Genomic DNA, 17,373 nt, shown 5'->3' on the forward strand with positions numbered 1-17,373 from the left:
GGACGGGGACGGGACGGGCCGGAGGACACACGAGAGGGGGCCGCTCGGGTGCGTGTGGTGCGGGCGGGGGACGGGCGGGAACTGGCGGTCGAGACCCGGGGCGACGTGCGGGGCAGGCCCGTGTTCCTGCTGCACGGCACGCCCGGCAGCCGGCTCGGCCCGGTGCCGCGCAGTGCGGTGCTGTACCGGCTGGGGGTGCGGCTGATCTCCTTCGACCGTCCCGGGTACGGCGGTTCGCAGCGGCTGCCCGGCCGACGGGTCGCGGATGCCGCGGCGGACGTCGCGACGATCGCCGACGCCATGGGCCTCGACGCCTTCGCGGTGGTCGGCCGCTCGGGCGGCGGCCCGCACTCGCTGGCGTGCGCGGCCCTGCTGCCGGACCGGGTGACGCGGGTGGCGGTGCTGGTGGGGCTCGCGCCCCGGGACGCGCAGGGGCTCGCCTGGTACGCGGGGATGACCCGTTCCAACGTCCGCGACCACACGACCGCCGACGCGGCGCAGCGCCGGCTCGCCGCCCGGCTGGAACTGCGCTCGCGCACCATCCGCGACGACCCGGCCAGCCTGCTCGCCGTGCTCCGGGAGGAGATGCCGGTGCCGGACCAGCGGGTGATCGCCGACGCGGGTCTGCGCACGATGCTGCTGCGCACCTACGCGGAGGCGTTGCGCACCTCGGCGGACGGCTGGATCGACGACACCCTGGCGTTCAACCGGGGCTGGGGGTTCGGCCTGGACCGCATCACGGCGCCGGTGCTGCTGTGGCACGGGGAGGACGACGTGTTCTCGCCGGTGGCGCACTCCCGCTGGCTGGCCGAGCACATCCCCGGCGCGACCATGGTGGTGCAGCCGGGGGCCGCGCACTTCGCGGCCCTGTCCGTGCTGCCCCGGGTGCTGGCGTGGGCGGCCGCCGGTGGCGGCCGGGAGCGTTCGGTGCCCGCCTGAGCTCCGCTCACACCGGCTGTGGTTCCAGGTCCCGGTTGACCCGGTACCACTCGCGGGCGGCGCGGCTGAGGGGGTGCTCGTCGCCGAGCAGCCGTGCGCACTCGGGCAGCACCTTGGCGCGGATCGCCTGCGCCCGGGCGTGCCGACCGGACTGCCGCAGGGCGTAGGCGAGGTTGATCTCGCAGGCCAGGGCGTCCGGGTGCTCGGGGCCGTAGCGCTCGGTGAGCCCGCGCAGGGCGGTCTCCAGGAGGGTCACCGCCCGGTCGCTGTCACCCAGTTCGCCTGTCGCGTTGCCCAGGTTGATCGTGCAGTTGAGGGTGTACGGGTGGCGGGGGCCGACGGCGCGTTCCAGCCGGGCCAGGGTGTCGTTGCCGACCGCGACCGCCTCCTCCGCGTTGCCGCTGCCGCGCAGGTAGATGGCGAGGTTGTTGCGGCAGGCCAGGGTGAACGGGTGGTCGTCGCCGAGCATCCGGCGGTAGGCGGCGAGGACGTCCGTGGCCAGGTCGCGGGCCTTCTGCTTGTCGCCGGCGGCCGAGTAGTCGGCCGCGAGGTTGAGGGCGCAGGCGAGCGTGTCAGGCACGTCGGGTCCGTACCGCTCCAGGTAGCGGTCGTAGGTCACCTGGGTGAGCCGCATCGCCTCGGCGGCGCGGCCCGCCTTGCGCAGCGAGACCGCGAGGCTCTTGGCGTTGCGGAGCGTCTCGGGGACGTCGGGGTTGAGGACGTCCTGGAAGACGTCCATCACCTCCTCGAGCATCGCGACGGAACCCGTGTAGTCGCCGATCTCCCGCAGGTCGCGGGCGAGGTTGGCCTTGGTGGACAGGGTGTACGGATGGCGGTCGCCCAGCATCGGGGTGCGCCGGTCCACGGTCTCCTGGTCGAGGCGGCGGGCGAGTTCGGAATCCCCGGTGAGCCGGTAGTCGATGGCGAGGTTGTTGGCCGCGACCAGCGAGCGGGGGTGCTGCTCGCCGAAGATGTCCTTGAAGCCGGCGTAGATCTCCTCGTCGCGTTCCCTGGCCTCCTGGAAGAGGCCGAGCGCCCGCAGGTCGGCGGCGAGGCTGCCACCGGTGATCAGGGTGTGCGGGTGGCCCGGGGGCAGCAGGGCGGTCTGCCGGGCCAGGGTGTCCTCGTCGTACTGCCGGGCCTCCTGGTACCTGCCCTGCGAGCGGAGCACGTTGGCGAGCTCGAACTGCAGGTTGAGGGTCTGCAGGTCGTCCTCGCCGAGGGACTGCTTCCACACGCCGAGCAGTTGCTCGGCCAGCAGCCGGGCCTGCTCCAGCTCGCCGCTCTTCCACAGGTAGCGGACGCGGTTGACCAGCAGCTGGCGCGGCTTCTCCTCACGGCACTCCTCGGCCTGCGAGGGGGCGAGGTGCGGCCAGATCAGCTCGAACCCGGGCCAGTTCGCCGGGTCGTTGATGGCGTCCTCCGGCGGCCGGGCCTCGGCGAGGATGCGGTGCACCTCGTGCATCGTGTCCTGCTGGGCGTCCTCCGACATCTCCGAGCGCACGGCGGCCTGCACCAGCCGGTGCACCTGGATGCTGCTGTCGGCGGGGTCGACCTTGGCCAGGGCGAAGCGGTTGAGGGCCTGGATGACCTTGCCGAGCATGTAGCGGTCGCGCAGTTCGGGATCGTGGGGCAGCAGCGCCTGGATCATCGAGTCGCTCTCGATGAGGGTCATCGAGATCGGCTCGGCCGCGAAGAAGGCGCACAGCTCCAGCAGCCGGACGGCGGCCCTGGACTGGTCGCGCAGCCGGCTGATGGAGATGCTCCACGTCGCCCCGACCTCCCGGGGGTAGCCGGCGGCGGTGGTGACCGACAGCGCCTTGGTCGTCTGCTCCTTGAGCTGGTGCACGTACACGTCGACGGGGGTGGCGGTCTCGGCGAGCCAGGCGGCGGCCACCTCGACGGCCAGCGGCAGGTCACCGACGGCCTCGGCGACCTGTCCGGCGTCCTCCCGGCCCATGCCGCCGACCCGTCGGCGCAGGTGCTCCACGCTCTCCGAGCGGTTGAAGACCTCGATCTCCAGCGGCTCGGTGGCGCCCGTCGGCGGCTTGTTCCTGGCGGTGACGACGATGTGGCCGCGCCCCCCGGGGAAGAAGCGGCGCAACCGCTCGGGGTCGTCGACGTTGTCGAAGACCAGCAGCCAGCGCGTGAAGCGGGTGCCGGTGGCCAGTTCGTCGCGGGCCGCCTCGGCGGCCTCGGAGACGCTGTCGCCGACGCGCAGTTCCAGGCGGCGGGCGAGTTCGGCGAGGGAGGGCGCGATCCGGTCCTCCTGCTCCGCCTCGATCCACCACACCAGGTCGTAGTCGGCCTTGAAGCGGTGCGCGTACTCCAGCGCCACCTGCGTCTTGCCGACGCCGCCGAGGCCGTGGAGCGTCTGCGGGAACGGCTGGACGGACGGGTTGCCGCCGCCCAGGCGGTCGCGGAGCCGGTCCAGGACGGTGGAGCGCCCGGTGAAGAAGGTGTTGCGGGGCCTGAGGTTGGACACCTTGGGGTCGCCGACGGGGTAGCGCGGGCCGCCGGACATGGCGGTCGCGGCGAGGTCCGCCTCGTCACGTCCGAGGGCCCGCAGCAGCGTGCCGGCGGCCGCGGCGTGGTCGAGCCGCACCAGGCTGACCGGGCTGCGCTGGGCCAGCGGCGGGCCCGGCCGCACGTCGCCGACCCGGATCGGCAGCAGTTGGTGCTGCGGGCCCGAGGGTTCGGTGCCGGCGCTCGACTCCCACACCCGCACGGCCCGCCGGGACCGCAGGTAGGCGGCGGAGAGCACGACGAGGGTGCGGGCGGAGGCCCCGGCCACGGCGGGCTGTTCCGCGGGGGCGGTGTGGCTCTCCACGTCCCAGGGGACGACCCGGAAGCCGGCCCGGGTCAGGATCCACTCGATCCAGTCCGCCCACATGCGGTCCTCGGGCACGTACGCCAGCACCAGACCGGACGGCGGGACGGGCCTGCGCCGGGTGAACTCCGCGGCCCAGCGCAGCCGCTCGGACTCGGCGATGGGGGGCAGCGAGGTCACCGAGCCGCCGGAGACGACGGAGGTGAGGCGTTCGCAGGCCGACAGCATCGAGCTGGACAGGCCCGGGGCGTCCCCGAAGGTCGCCAGGATCTCCTCGTAGGCGTAGAAGGGGCGGTACGGGATCTCCACCGACCCCCAGTACGCGACGAGTTCGTCGTCGCCCATGCCGGCCGGCAGGCCCTCGAACTGGGCGCGGGCCAGTGCCCGTCCGGCGTCCGCCTTCTCCTTCTCGCCGTCGTCGATGCGCATCGGAACGGGGAAGATGCGGATGCCGCGGCCGTTGTAGCGCTCCTCGATGTCCCGGGCGACGGTGGCGGCGCCGTAGATGCTCTGGTCACTGAGGGTGAAGCAGACCACCAGTTCGTCGGGCATGTGGACGGTGCAGATGTCGGCGATGTCGCTGAGGCCGGTGCGGCTGTCGATGAGGACGTAGTCGTAGTGCCGCCGCATGTCCGCGCGCATGGCGTCGAGGAACTGGCCGCCACCGAAACGGTCGTAGAAGACGTCCCAGTCGATGCCGGTGAGCGCGGTGGAGTAGTTGCGGTCCTGCCGGCCCGCGGACAGGTAGTCCAGGCTGCCGCCGTCGGGGAAGGCCCAGTTGAGGGAGATGGCGTGCGGGCGGACCCGGGCGAACTGGCGGTGCCAGTCGGGGGGCCGCGGCACGTCGCGCAGCGCCTCCTCGCGGTACTCGGTGATCAGGTCGATCATGCCGGTGGTGGCCGCGAGCGCGGAGGAGTCGAGGAAGGGGTGGAAGAAGCGGAAGAGGCCGGGGGCCTCCAGGTCCCAGTCGACCGTCAGCACCCGGTGGCCGTTGGCGGCGAGGATCCACGCGGTGTTCGCCAGGGCCATGGTCCGTCCGGTGCCGCCCTTGTACGAGTAGAACGTGATCACACGTCCGTTACGGCTCTCGCTCATCCTGGCCCTCCGGCTTGTCGGGTTCAGTGGTGCCGCGGTCGTCGTGCAGGCCGTGCGGGGAGGAGCGTTCGGGTCCGTACACCCCGGCGGACGGGCCCCGCAGCCTCGGGCGCGGGGTGTGCGGCCCCTGGGGCGGGAAGGCCGGGGCGTGGGCGGCGTAGTGCTTGGCCGCACGTCCGACTGCGCGGGGGACCTCGTCGCTGAAGGCCTCGAGGCTCGGGATGTTGTTGCGGACGAAGCGCGCGCCCGGGCCGTCGGCGCGGCCGGGGTCGAGGGCCTCGTCGGCGAGTCGGCGCAGCGTCTCCTCGTGGCCGTTGGACTCCGGGTCGGTGCGGTTCCACGGCACCAGCACGCTCACCCAGGGCCGGCGCTCGCTGCCGAAGCGGCTGAGCATGTCGTGCCGTTCGGGCGACTCCAGGGCCCAGCGGTCGAGCAGCAGCAGGCCGGGGGCGGTGGGGGTCGGGTCCAGCAGGCGGTCCAGTTCCTCCTCGAACACCCCGACGCTGACCCGGTAGTCGAGGTTGCGCGCCAGGTCGGCGGCGTGGTCGGCCAGCGGCCGGCTGCTCTGCGGGCGGTACGGGTTCCAGTCGCGCGGCGAGGGCCCGTAGCAGGTGGGGCCGCGGCCCGCGGGCAGTTCCTCGGTGTCGCAGCAGGCGAGCACGGTCACGCGCAGCGGCCGGCTGGCGCCCGGGGGCCCGAAGGCGCTGGGGACGTGGTGGTAGTCGAGGTGGCGGCCCGTGGCGATCTTGGTGTCCTCGACGACCTGCACGATGCGCTGCGCCAGGCGGTAGACGGCCCGCTCGTACTCGTGCTTGAGGTAGCTGAGCTTGATCAGCCCGTAGAAGCCCTCGGCGGCGTAGTCCTCGCCGAAGTCCGCGTGGTTGAACTGCAGGGACTCGGCCGGACCCGGCATGTCCCCGGTGGGGACCGGCACCCACAGCGCGGGCACGATGCCGGATATCGGGCGGTCGTGCAGGGACCGGTGGTAGAGGGCGCGCTGCGAGAAGGCGTACCACTCCTTGCCGCACTGCGGGCTGCGGAAGTAGCGGGGCGAATAGAGCGGGACGAAGACCCGGCAGTGCGCCAGCGCCTCGGCGAGCGATTCCGGCCAGCCCTCGCCGACGTTCATCCCCCGGTCCATGAAGCCCGCCCGCACCCCGGCGGGGAGCGTGGTCATCTGCAGGATGTGCGCGCAGAGGTCGTTGTAGAGCTTGGCGACCCACAGGTCGGGGTCGGGGTCCGAGGGGTCGTTCCGGGGGGTGTGCGCATAGCTGAGGAAGAAGTACGGCTTGTCCGAGGCGTCGCCCTGCCCCACGGGTAATGCCATGCGCCATCTCCCCCGCCCGACCTACACGACCCCGCTCCACCCCTCGTGAGGGAACCTCAGTGTAGGAACCGCCGATTCTCCGGCGGAATAGCGCATGACCATCAATTTTGCCCGGATTCCGTCAACGTCCGTTGCTCACCAGCCATTTGGCGATGACGTCCACGGCGTCGGCGATCGGCACCAGATGGCAGTCGGCGGCGCCCAGGGGACCGTCCAGCACCGCGCACTCGCTCGCCACCACCGGGACCAGCCCCGGGAAGTGCCGGTCGTCGATGTCGGGCGCCTCGAAGTGCACCCACTCCTTGCCGCCGTCCTCCGTGCGCACCACGGCCTGGTAGGGGCGGTCCGGCGGCGGGACCGCCCGGTAGTCGGCGAGGTGGTAGGCGGTGCAGACCCACAGGTCCACGCCGATCAGCAGGGCTCGGGCCCGCAGGTCGTAGAGGCGCGCGGTGGGCGAGTCCTCGCCCAGGTGGCTCTCCAGCGCGTGGCCGTCGGTGACGAAGCTCGCGGCCGGGCCGAAGGCGGTGAAGGAGGTGTGCGGGTGCGCGCTGCGCAGCGCGCCCGTGAGCAGCCGGACCTCTTCGCCGAGCCGTCCCACGCTGGGCGAGACGGGCGTGGTCAGCGGGTCGAAGGCGGGCATCGCCTCGCGGTACGCGGCCAGTTCCGCCTCGTCCATGCCCTCGGTGTGCTGCCGGTCGGCCCTGGAGGTGACCGAGTTCTCCGGGGTCGCCGCGTACGCGACGAGGGTGCCGTGGTCGCCGAGCGCCGCCCGCAGGGCCGCGATCACGGTGCGGACGCCGCCCTCGACGGGACCGATCGACTTCAGCGAGCCCTGGACGAGCAGCACCTCACCCGGCTCGACGCCCAGCGCGCGCAGGTCCCGGGTCAGGCTTTGCAGGGTGTGCACGTCAGACCCCGTTCAGTTCGGAGAGCCAGGGGGCGACGGTGCGGGCCATGCCGTCCGCGAACCGCTCGCCGAGCGGGGTGAGGGATCCGCTGCCGGCCAGCCGGTCGACCGCCTCCGCGGTCTCGCGGGTCCAGCGGGCGAAGGGCGCGGCCGCCCCCGGGACGTCCCGGCGGGCCTGCGCGCGCCAGTACTCGGCGACGGCGACGTGCGCGTAGGTCCCCTGCAGCAGCCCCTCCAGCGGGCGCGGGTCGGGGCGCCACGGGGCGTGGAAGAGGCGGGTGTCCCGCGGGTCGTACAGGTCCATCAGGTCCAGTACGGCACCGAGCTTGACGTGCTGGAACTCGTGGGCGACCAGCAGGGCCAGGGTGTCCGGCAGGGCGGGCCGCGCGATGCCGACCGCGCCGAAGGCCTGCCGGGCGGCGCCGCTGACGTCGCTGCCGTCGTCCGGCGGGACCAGCGGGGTGACGGTGCCGAGTCCGGCGGCCAGTCCCGGTGCGTAGCGGGGCAGTTCACGGCCGAGGAAGTCCCAGGCGGCGACCAGGTCCTCGTGCCAGGCCTTGACCTCGGCCTCGTCCTGCCGGGGCACCGGGGGCCACTGGTGGGCGTCGCGGTAGGGGTCGGTGTCCTCCAGCGCCACGCTCCAGCCGGCCGGGCCGACCCGCCGTACCGGGTGCCAGCGCGCGTCCCCCGGGTCGTGCGCGGCGATCCGCAGCGTCCGGCCGTCGGCGCGCACGTCGAACCCGGCGGCGTCCGCGGTCACTTCGGCCTCCTCGCCGTCGGGGGCGCCGACCAGGACGCGGCCGAGGCCGGGCAGCCGTACCGCTCCGTCGCGCACGGGGACGCGCACGGCCGCCCCGTACCGGCCGGCGGCCCGCACCACGGCGGCGGCCGCGAACTCCGCGAGCCCGGCCACGTCCGCCCCGCCGGCGCCGCCCGTCTCAAGACAGTGCCGGGCCCAGGGCCGGACGTACGGGTGGGCGAGCACCTCGTCCAGGGCCTGCGGCACGGCCTCGTCGACCTCGGCGAGCACCCGCCAGACCGCGGCCGTCCTGCCGTCCCGGGGAGCACGCTCCCAGACGGCGGTGAGCAGGCCGCGGGTGATCTCCAGCTGCTCGGCGGCGAGCGCGGCGACGGTCGCGGCGTCGCCGTGGCCGGCCGCCAGCTGGTCGATCTGGTCCTCCGTCAAGGGGGACTGGGGCTGCTGCCCCGACGCGGTGCTCACCGGGTTCTCCCGTTCCGTCTCCTCGGCCTCGCGAATGCCGAGGATCAACTCCATCAGGTCGGCGCAGTAGGCGGACGGGTTCGCGAATCCGGAACCCGTGCGGTAGCGATGCGCGTACAGTCCCCCGCCGCAGACGTCGACGACCGGGCAGCGGCGGCACTCGTCGCACAGCCCGTCCTTGCCCTGCCGCCGTGCCGTGATGCCGGGGTGGGCGGCGACCTCGTCCAGGGAGTGGGCGAACACGTCCATCCCGGTGGCGGGGGCGCCGTCGTAGGCGGTCTTGAGCGAGTCGGCCTGCTCGAAGGTGCCGTCGGTCTCGATCACGACGAGGTCGACCGGGTCGGTGCCGATCGACTCGACGAGGCTGCTGCCGCCGCGCAGCATCCGGCGCACGGAGTCGAAGACCCGCACGGGCACCGGGCGGCCCTCGGCCGTCCAGCGGCGGTGGACGGTCAGCAGCCACTGCGCGTACGGCGCCTGGGCGTCGCCGGGGCGCGCGGGCGGGGCGTCGTGGGTGGCGTGGGGCAGCAGGAAGTCGATGCGGGGCGGTTCGAGCGCCATCAGCGCCTCGTACACCGCCACGGGGTCGTTCTCCACGTCGATGGTGCAGAGCAGCCCGCCGAACAGATGGCGGTAGCGCGGCTCGCGGAGCAGCCCGATCGAGGCCACCACCTTGTCGTAGCTGCCGCGCCCGTCGGCGAACCGGCGGTGGCGGTCGTTCTCGGCCCTGCCGCCGTCCAAGGAGACGCCGACCGAGACGCCGAACTCGTCGAAGACGTCGCAGAACCGTTCGTCCAGGAGGACGGCGTTGGTCTGGATGCCGAGTTCGAGGGCGCACACGCCGTCCAGCGCCCCGCGCAGTGCCGCGGCGGCCCGGCGGATCCGCGCCGGGCCGGCGAGCAGGGGTTCTCCCCCGTGGAACACCACCTGGACGGCGGGGAGCCGGTGCGCCGCGGCATGTTCGGCGATCCGCGCCGCCACCCGTTCGAAGACCTCGTCGGGGGTGGCCCGGACACGCGTCTTCCAGCTGGTGTCGGCGTGCTCGTAGACGTAGCAGTGGTCGCACGCCAGGTCGCACCGGCTGTGCAACTTGAGCACGAACTGCGACAACGGCCTGGCCGGCGCTGATGCCTCCATGACTGCGGCGCCCGGAACCCCCGAGTCGTCCGTCCTACTTGCTGCTGAACGACTGGAAGGCGGCGACGGGGACGGCCCCCGCGGACGCGGCGGCGGGCATCACACGGTCAAGGGCCGGGGAGGCGACGGAGCTGCCGCGGGAGGCGAGCTCCGCCAGCGGGATCCTCCGCCGCGTCTGCGGGCGCCGGGTCGGAGCGTCATGGCCGGCGTGCACGGTGGGGGTGGCAGTCATAGCGGGTCCTTGTCCAGTGAGGTGCGTTAGGGTCGCACACCATATGTCCGGAATGTGGTAAAAAAAATCCTCTCACCCCGGACATTGCGACGCAGCAGTGACAACGAGTCACCGCTGCTGCAAGTGGTGCCGAATACGCCAAATGCAGCAGGCGCCTGCGCTCCCCCGTCCCCAACGCCGGGCCGTGTGATTATCTCCCTTACGTGGAACGGGAATTGGCCATATCCACGAACCGAGACGAACTTTCTGAAGCCCTTCGCGCACCGCACGGCGACCGCCCCCGCGGCACGCCTTCCGGCGTGCCGCGCGACGTCCCGCGCGCGGGGCGCGCGAGCCCCGTACGCCCGCACGCCGACCGGCCCCGGGCCGCTCGGCGCACTTTCCGGAACTCACCCCCGCGTCCTCGGCCGATCGGGTGACTCCCCCTTCCCCGCACGGAAAAAGTCCCGCCGGACGGAGGGGGGATCCGCCCGGCGGGACCGTATCGGGGGTGACGGCCGGTCAGGCCGTCGTCACCGGCTCCTTGCCGCTGCCCGCCGGCTCGGCCGGCTCGGCGGACTCGGCGGGCTCGGGGGGCGCGCCGTGGCCGTCGTCGACGAGCGTGGTCTCGTCGAAGGGCAGCTCGCCGGCGAACACGCGCTGGGCCTGCTCACGGTCGAACTCCTTGGTCCACGTGCCGATCAGCACCGTGGCGACGGCGTTGCCCGCGAAGTTGGTGACGGCGCGCGCCTCGCTCATGAAGCGGTCGATGCCGACGATGAGGCCGACGCCGTCGACCAGGGCCGGCTTGTGCGACTGGAGCGCACCGGCGAGGGTCGCCAGGCCCGCGCCGGTGACGCCGGCGGCGCCCTTGGAGGCGACCATCATGAAGAGCAGCAGGGTGATCTGCTGGCCGAGGGCGAGCGGCTGGCCCATCGAGTCGGCGATGAACAGCGAGGCCATGGTCAGGTAGATCATGGTGCCGTCGAGGTTGAAGGAGTAGCCGGTCGGCACGGTGATGCCGACGACGGGACGGCTGACGCCCAGGTGCTCCATCTTCGCGATGAGGCGGGGCAGCGCCGACTCCGAGGACGAGGTGGAGACGATCAGCAGGAACTCCCGGCCGAGGTACTTCAGCAGCTGGAAGAGGTTGACCCCGGCGAAGAAGCGGAGCATCAGGCCGAGCACGACCACGACGAAGATCAGGCACGTGACGTAGAAGCCGAGCATGATCGTGGCGAGCGCCTTGAGGGCGTCCACGCCCGCCGAGCCGACGACCGCCGCGATCGCGCCGAAGGCGCCGATCGGGGCCGCCCACATGATCATGGACAGCACGCGGAAGACCAGCTTCTGGATGTGGCCGACACCGCGCAGGATCGGCTCGCCCGCCGTCCCCATGGCCTGCAGGCCGAAGCCGACCAGGAGAGCGACCAGGAGGGTCTGCAGCACCTGGCCCTCGGTGAAGGCGGAGACCAGGGTGACCGGGATGATGCTCAGCAGGAAGTCCGGCAGGGTCTCGGCCGGGGCGTCCTTGGCCTGCGCCTGGCCGGCGTCCGCCAGCGCGTTCGTCAGGTGCAGCCCGTCGCCGGGCTGGAGGATGTTGCCGACCACCAGGCCGATGGCGAGGGCCACGAAGGACATCACCACGAAGTAGCCGAGGGCGAGGCCGCCGACCCTGCCGACCTTGGCGGCCTGGCGGACCGAGCCCACGCCGAGCACGATCGTGCAGAAGATGATCGGCGAGATCATCATCTTGATCAGGTTCACGAAGCCGGTGCCTATGGGCTTCAGCTCGACGGCCGCGTCGGGCGCGACCATCCCGAGCACGGCGCCGGCGACCGCGGCGACGAGCACCGCGATGTACAGGAAATGGGTGCGGTCCCTGCGACCCTGGGTACGGCTCTGTACCGGCACTGACACCTTCGTCTCCTCGGTCCACCCGGACGCCGTCCCGGGACGCCCGCGATTGGATAGGTCCCGGTGACTATCGCCCGCGCAGTGAGCCAGGTCACGTTTGCGTTCATTGTGTTCGCGGCACCTGTGCACACTGGTGGGCATGCTGCTCCCGACCCGCCTCCTCCGCCCCCGGCCGCGCCGCCGTGCGCGCAGCCTGGCGGGCCAGTTGTTCGCGATGCAGGTGGTCATCGTGGCCATGGTGGTCGCGGGCATCGCGGTGCTCGTCTACGTCAACGCCGCCGAGCGCGCGGAGGACGCCGCGAAGGACCGGGTCACGGCCGCCGCGCGGGCGGTGGCCGACGCCCCCTCGGTCGCGGCGGCCATCCGCGGCGCGGACCCCACCGCCGCGCTCCAGCCCTACGCGGAGCAGGTCAGGCGGGACACCGGCGTCTCCTTCATCACGATCATGAGCCCGGACGGCATCCGCTGGACGCACCCCGACACCGGGCAGATAGGCCACCGCTTCCTCGGGCACATAGAGGCCGCCCAGCGCGGCGGCACCTTCACGGAGACCTACACCGGCACGCTGGGCGCGTCCGTGCGCGTGGTCACCCCCGTCCACGACGACGGCCGGATCGTCGGCCTGGTCAGCGTCGGCATCACGGTCGAGGCCATCACCGACCGGGTCCGGGAACAGCTGGCGGTGCTCATCGGGATCGCCGCGGCGGCCCTGGCGGTCGGCGGCGTCGGCACCTACCTCGCCAACGCCCGGCTGCGCCGCCACACGCACGGCATGGCCGCGGACGAGCTGAGCCGCATGTACGACTACCACCAGGCGACCCTGCACGCGGTGCGCGAGGGCCTGATCCTGCTGGACGCCGACCGCAGGGTCGCGCTGTGCAACGACGCCGCCCGCGAACTGCTGGGCCTGCCCGAGGACGTGGTCGGCTCCTACGTCGCCGGGCTCGGGCTGCCCACCTCGCTGACCGGCGCGCTGCTGGCGGCCGAACCGCGGGTGGACGAGGTGCACCTGACCGCGGAGCGGGTGGTGGTGGTCAACACCTCGCCGGTGCGCGGCGGGGAGCGCCGCGGCACCGTGGTCACCCTGCGCGACCACACCGACCTGCAGTCCCTCACCGGCGAACTGGACTCCGTGCGGGGCTTCGCCGAGGCGCTGCGCTCGCAGGCGCACGAGGCCTCCAACCGCCTGCACGCGGTCGTCTCGCTCATCGAATTGGGCCGCACCCAGGACGCGGTGGAGTTCGCGACCGCCGAACTGGAGCTGGCCCAGGCGCTGACCGACCGCGTGGTGGCGGCGGTGGCGGAACCGGTGCTGGCCGCGCTGCTGCTGGGCAAGGCGGCCGAGGCGCACGAGCGCGGTGTGGAGCTGACGGTCACCGAGGACAGCCGCATCGACGACGGGGTGCTGCCCGCCTCCCTCACCTCCCGGGACCTCGTCACCCTGCTGGGCAACCTGATCGACAACGCTCTGGACGCCGCGATCGAGGGGGCCGCCCAGACGATCGCCCGCCCGCACGTCGAGGTCACCGCCCGGGCCGACGAGGGCGAGTTGCTGCTGCGGGTCACCGACAGCGGGCGCGGGGTGGACCCGGCGGTGGTGCGCGAGGTCTTCCGGCGCGGCTGGACGACCAAGAGCCACGGGCACGGCCTCGGGCTCGCCCTCGTCGAGCAGACCGCCCGGCGCGCGGGCGGCACCGTGGACCTGGACGGGGCGGTGGGCGGCGGCGCCACCTTCACCGTACGGTTGCCGCTGCGCGGGGAGGTGCGGACATGATCAGGGTGCTGGTCGTCGAGGACGACCCGGTGGCGGCGGACGCCCACCGGCTGTACGTGGAACGGCTGCCGGGGTTCACGGTGGCCGCGGTGGCCCACTCCGGGGGCGCGGCGCTGCGCGCCCTGGAACGCCACCAGGTGGACCTGATCCTGCTCGACCTCAACCTGCCCGACGGGCACGGGCTGCAGGTCGTCCGCACCCTTCGCGCGGCCGGGCACACCGCCGACGTGGTGGCGGTGACCTCGGCCCGCGACCTCGGGGTGGTGCGGCAGGCCGTCTCGGTCGGGGTGGTGCAATACCTGCTGAAGCCCTTCACCTTCCCCACCCTGCGCGACCGGCTGGAGCGCTGGGCGCGCTACCGCGACGAGCTCGCCGGCGGGGAGGCCTCGGGCCAGGACGAGGTGGACCGCGCCCTCGCCGCGCTGCGCAGCCCGGAGAGCTCGGTGCTCCCCAAGGGCCTGAGCGGGCCGACCCTGGAGGCGGTGACCGCGGCGCTGCGCGAGGCGGCGGAGGGGCTGTCGGCGAACGCGGCGGCCCAGGCGGTGGGCGTCTCGCGGATCACGGCCCGCCGCTACCTGGAGCACCTGGTGGAGACCGGCCGCGCGGTCCGCGCCCCGCAGTACGGCCAGGTCGGCAGGCCCGAACTCACCTACCGCTGGGCGACGCAGCGCCGCCCCTGAGCCGTGCGCCCCGCGGCCGTTCACCGCAAGCGCCGCCCACCCGCCCGAGAGTGACGGTTCGTCAGAACACCGACTCGGCTTCCTGCATGCGGTCCTCGGGCACCCGCTTGAGCACCATCACCGCGTCGGCGAGCGGCACCAGTTCCACCGCGGTGCCGCGCAGCGCCGTCATGCAGCCGAAGGCGCCCTTGTGCGCGGCCTCCACGGCGTGCCAGCCGAAGCGGGTCGCCAGCACGCGGTCGTACGCGGTGGGCACGCCGCCGCGCTGGACGTGGCCGAGGATGACCGGGCGGGCCTCCTTGCCCATGCGCTGCTCCAGCTCCGCGGCGAGCCGGGCGCCGATGCCGGCGAAGCGCTCGTGGCCGTAGGCGTCGATCTCACCGTGGGCGTACGGCATGGTGCCCTCGGCGGGGTGGGCGCCCTCGGCGACGCAGACGACGGCGAACTTCTTCCCGCGGGCGAAGCGCTCCTCGACCATGGCGACGAGGTCGGCGGGGTCGAAGGGCCGTTCGGGCAGGCAGATGCCGTGGGCGCCGCCGGCCATGCCGGACTCCAGGGCGATCCAGCCGGCGTGCCGGCCCATGACCTCGACGACCATGACCCGCTGGTGGGACTCGGCGGTGGTCTTGAGCCGGTCGATGGCCTCGGTGGCCACGGTGACGGCGGTGTCGAAGCCGAAGGTGCGGTCGGTGGCGGAGATGTCGTTGTCGATGGTCTTGGGGACGCCCACCACCGGCATGCCGGCCTCGGCGAGCAGCCGGGCCGCGGTGAGCGTGCCCTCGCCGCCGATGGGGATCAGGACGTCCAGGTCGTAGCCGGAGCAGAGGGTGCGCCAGTTGTCGGCGGCCTCGTGGAGGCGGGCGCGTTCCAGCCGGGAGGAGCCCAGGATGGTGCCGCCCCGGGCGAGGATGCCGCTGACGGAGTTCAGGTCGAGCGGACGGTAGCGGCCCTCCAGCAGCCCCTTGAAGCCGTCCTCGAAGCCGATGACCTCGTCGTCGTGGTAGGTCAGCGCGCGGTGGGTCACCGAGCGGATCACGGCGTTGAGTCCGGGGCAGTCGCCGCCGGCGGTGAGGACTCCGATGCGCATGGCGCTCCACGCTCCCTCCGGTCGCGTGTACGGTCGCCTTTTCGCATCGTAGGTCCGCACCGCACCCGCCGCGCGCCATACGCACGCCGAACTGTAATGTCAAGACGTATCCGCCACCCGTGTCCGGGTGGATCACGCCGGGCAGGAACGGAGAGAGCGCGTGACGCGCAGCGTGTACGTAACCGGTATCGGCAGGGGGGACGGCCGCCAGGTCGTCGAGCTGGGCGTCATGGAGCTGCTGACCCGGCAGGTCGACCGCGTAGGGGTGTTCCGGCCGCTCGTCCACGACACGCCCGACCGGATGTTCGAGCTGCTGCGCAGCCGCTACCGGCTCACCCAGGACCCGGCGACCGCCCACGGCCTGAGCTACGAGGAGGCGGCCGCACTCCAGGCCGAGCAGGGCCGGGACGCGCTCATCGCGCGCCTGGTGGAGCGCTACCACCTGGTGGCCGCGGAGTTCCCCACCGTGCTCGTCCTCGGCTCGGACTTCCACGAGACCAACCTCCCCGGCGAGCTGGGCGTCAACGCCCGGCTGGCGAACGAGTTCGGCGCCTCGGTGATCCCGGTGGTCGGCGGCCGCGACCAGAGCGCCGACTCGGTGGTGGACGAGGTCCGCAACGCGCACCAGGCGTACAGCGGGCTGGGCTGCGACATCATCGCCATGATCGCCAACCGGGTGCCCCCGCAGGTGCTGGAGGAGGCCGCGGAGCGGCTGCGCCGCCGGCTACCGGTGCCCGCGTACGTGCTGCCCGACGAGCCCGCGCTGTCGGCCCCCACGGTCTCCCAGGTCGTCGAGACACTCCACGCCGAGGTGCTCCTCGGGGACCACGGCGGACTGTCCCGGGACGTGATGGGCTTCGTCTTCGGCGGCGCGATGCTGCCGACCTTCATCCGCGCGCTGACCCCCGGCTGCATGGTGATCACCCCGGGCGACCGGGCGGACCTGATCATCGGCTCGCTGGCCGCGCACTCCGCCGGCTCCCCGCCCATCGCCGGCATCCTGCTCACCCTCGACGAGGTGCCCGGCCCGGAGATCATGGCCCTGGCGGCCCGGCTGGCCCCCGGCACGCCCGTGATGTCGGTGCCGGCCGGCAGCTTCCCGACCGCCGCGGAGCTGTTCGCCCTGGAGGCGCGGCTGGGCGCGGCCACCCCGCGCAAGGCGGAGACGGCGCTCGGGCTCTTCGAGAAGCACGTGGACGGTCCCGAGCTGACCGAGCGGCTGTCGGTGGTGCGCGGCGAGCGCGTCACCCCGATGATGTTCGAGCACGAGCTGATCGAGCGGGCCCGCTCGGGCCGCCGCCGGGTGGTCCTGCCCGAGGGGACCGAGGAGCGCATCCTGCACGCGGCCGAGGTCCTGCTGCGCCGGGACGTCTGCGACATCGTCCTGCTCGGCGACGAGGACGCCATCCGCAAGCGGGCCGGCGAGCTCGGCGTCAACGTCGACGTGCCCGGCTGCACCCTGACCGACCCGCAGACCTCGCCGCTGCGCGAGAACTTCGCGGAGCTCTACGCCCGGCTCCGCGCCCACCGGGGCGTCAGCTACGAGCTGGCGTACGACGTCGTCGCCGACGTCTCCTACTTCGGCACGCTGATGGTGGAGCAGGGCCTCGCCGACGGCATGGTCTCCGGTGCCGTCCACTCCACGGCGGCGACGATCCGCCCGGCCTTCGAGGTCATCAAGACCGCCCCGGGCGCGTCCATCGTCAGCTCCGTCTTCTTCATGTGCCTGGCCGACCGGGTGCTGGTGTACGGCGACTGCGCGGTCAACCCGGACCCGGACGCCGAGCAGCTGGCCGACATCGCGATCCAGTCCGCCGAGACCGCCGCCCAGTTCGGGGTCGAGCCGCGGGTGGCGATGCTGTCGTACTCCACCGGCACCTCCGGCTCGGGCGCCGACGTGGACAAGGTGCGCCGGGCCACCGAACTGGTCCGGCAGCGGCGTCCGGAGCTGCTGGTGGAGGGCCCGATCCAGTACGACGCGGCGGTCGACGCCAAGGTCGCGGCCACCAAGCTGCCGGACTCGAAGGTCGCCGGCAACGCCACCGTGCTGATCTTCCCGGACCTCAACACCGGCAACAACACCTACAAGGCGGTGCAGCGTTCGGCGGGTGCGGTGGCGGTCGGCCCCGTGCTGCAGGGCCTGCGCAAGCCCGTCAACGACCTGTCGCGCGGCGCGCTGGTCCAGGACATCGTCAACACCGTCGCCATCACGGCCATCCAGGCGCAGGGCGACCGGTGACCGGCCAC

The 17,373-nt window shown here is 73.2% G+C and carries 11 protein-coding genes; 4 read left to right on the plus strand and 7 right to left on the minus strand.

Annotated elements, in window-relative coordinates; all coding sequences use genetic code 11:
* Window positions 1-48: 48 nt before the first annotated feature.
* The gene (locus ACFZAU_RS27465; RefSeq protein ID WP_500554359.1) at window positions 49-939 is read left to right on the plus strand and encodes an alpha/beta fold hydrolase; all 891 of its coding nucleotides are present in this window, start codon (window positions 49-51) and stop codon (window positions 937-939) included.
* Window positions 940-946: 7 nt separating this feature from the next.
* Here the strand turns inward: ACFZAU_RS27465 and fxsT are convergent, their stop codons facing one another.
* The 6 genes from fxsT to ACFZAU_RS27495 all read right to left on the minus strand — a co-directional run bounded on the left by fxsT (window position 947) and on the right by ACFZAU_RS27495 (window position 11,582).
* Window positions 947-4,864, minus strand: coding sequence for an FxSxx-COOH system tetratricopeptide repeat protein (fxsT, locus tag ACFZAU_RS27470; protein ID WP_500554360.1), 3,918 nt, complete (start codon window positions 4,862-4,864; stop codon window positions 947-949).
* Window positions 4,848-6,191, minus strand: a complete 1,344-nt coding sequence (locus ACFZAU_RS27475) for a TIR-like protein FxsC (RefSeq protein WP_500554361.1) — start codon at window positions 6,189-6,191, stop codon at window positions 4,848-4,850. Before ACFZAU_RS27475 ends, fxsT begins: the two co-directional genes overlap by 17 nt.
* A 121-nt stretch (window positions 6,192-6,312) precedes the next feature.
* Entirely contained in the window at window positions 6,313-7,098 is a 786-nt protein-coding gene (locus tag ACFZAU_RS27480) for an AAC(3) family N-acetyltransferase (RefSeq protein ID WP_500554362.1), read from the minus strand.
* 1 nt (window position 7,099) lies between these two features.
* A complete protein-coding gene (locus ACFZAU_RS27485; RefSeq protein ID WP_500554363.1) occupies window positions 7,100-9,457 on the minus strand; it encodes an FxsB family cyclophane-forming radical SAM/SPASM peptide maturase in 2,358 nt (785 codons plus the stop codon).
* A 34-nt stretch (window positions 9,458-9,491) separates the two neighbouring features.
* On the minus strand, window positions 9,492-9,689 hold the full coding sequence (fxsA, locus tag ACFZAU_RS27490; protein ID WP_499602406.1) for an FxSxx-COOH cyclophane-containing RiPP peptide: 198 nt from the start codon (window positions 9,687-9,689) through the stop codon (window positions 9,492-9,494).
* A gap of 501 nt (window positions 9,690-10,190) precedes the next feature.
* Entirely contained in the window at window positions 10,191-11,582 is a 1,392-nt protein-coding gene (locus ACFZAU_RS27495) for a cation:dicarboxylate symporter family transporter (RefSeq protein ID WP_500554429.1), read from the minus strand.
* 142 nt (window positions 11,583-11,724) lie between these two features.
* On the opposite strand from ACFZAU_RS27495, the gene ACFZAU_RS27500 reads away from it, so the two are divergent.
* Window positions 11,725-13,359: a sensor histidine kinase gene (locus ACFZAU_RS27500; protein WP_500463101.1), complete on the plus strand. Its 1,635-nt coding sequence runs from the start codon at window positions 11,725-11,727 to the stop codon at window positions 13,357-13,359.
* Window positions 13,356-14,039: a response regulator gene (locus ACFZAU_RS27505; RefSeq protein WP_499602410.1), complete on the plus strand. Its 684-nt coding sequence runs from the start codon at window positions 13,356-13,358 to the stop codon at window positions 14,037-14,039. Before ACFZAU_RS27500 ends, ACFZAU_RS27505 begins: the two co-directional genes overlap by 4 nt.
* 61 nt (window positions 14,040-14,100) lie before the next feature.
* Here ACFZAU_RS27505 and ACFZAU_RS27510 read toward each other — a convergent pair whose 3' ends face one another.
* Entirely contained in the window at window positions 14,101-15,126 is a 1,026-nt protein-coding gene (locus ACFZAU_RS27510; RefSeq protein WP_500554364.1) for an ATP-dependent 6-phosphofructokinase, read from the minus strand.
* Between the two features lie 160 nt (window positions 15,127-15,286).
* On the opposite strand from ACFZAU_RS27510, the gene pta reads away from it, so the two are divergent.
* Window positions 15,287-17,365: a phosphate acetyltransferase gene (pta, locus tag ACFZAU_RS27515; protein ID WP_499602414.1), complete on the plus strand. Its 2,079-nt coding sequence runs from the start codon at window positions 15,287-15,289 to the stop codon at window positions 17,363-17,365.
* The last annotated feature ends 8 nt before the right edge of the window (window positions 17,366-17,373 follow it).

The sequence above is a fragment of the Streptomyces sp. NPDC008238 genome (assembly GCF_042956445.1).
Classification (GTDB): Bacteria; Actinomycetota; Actinomycetes; order Streptomycetales; family Streptomycetaceae; genus Actinacidiphila.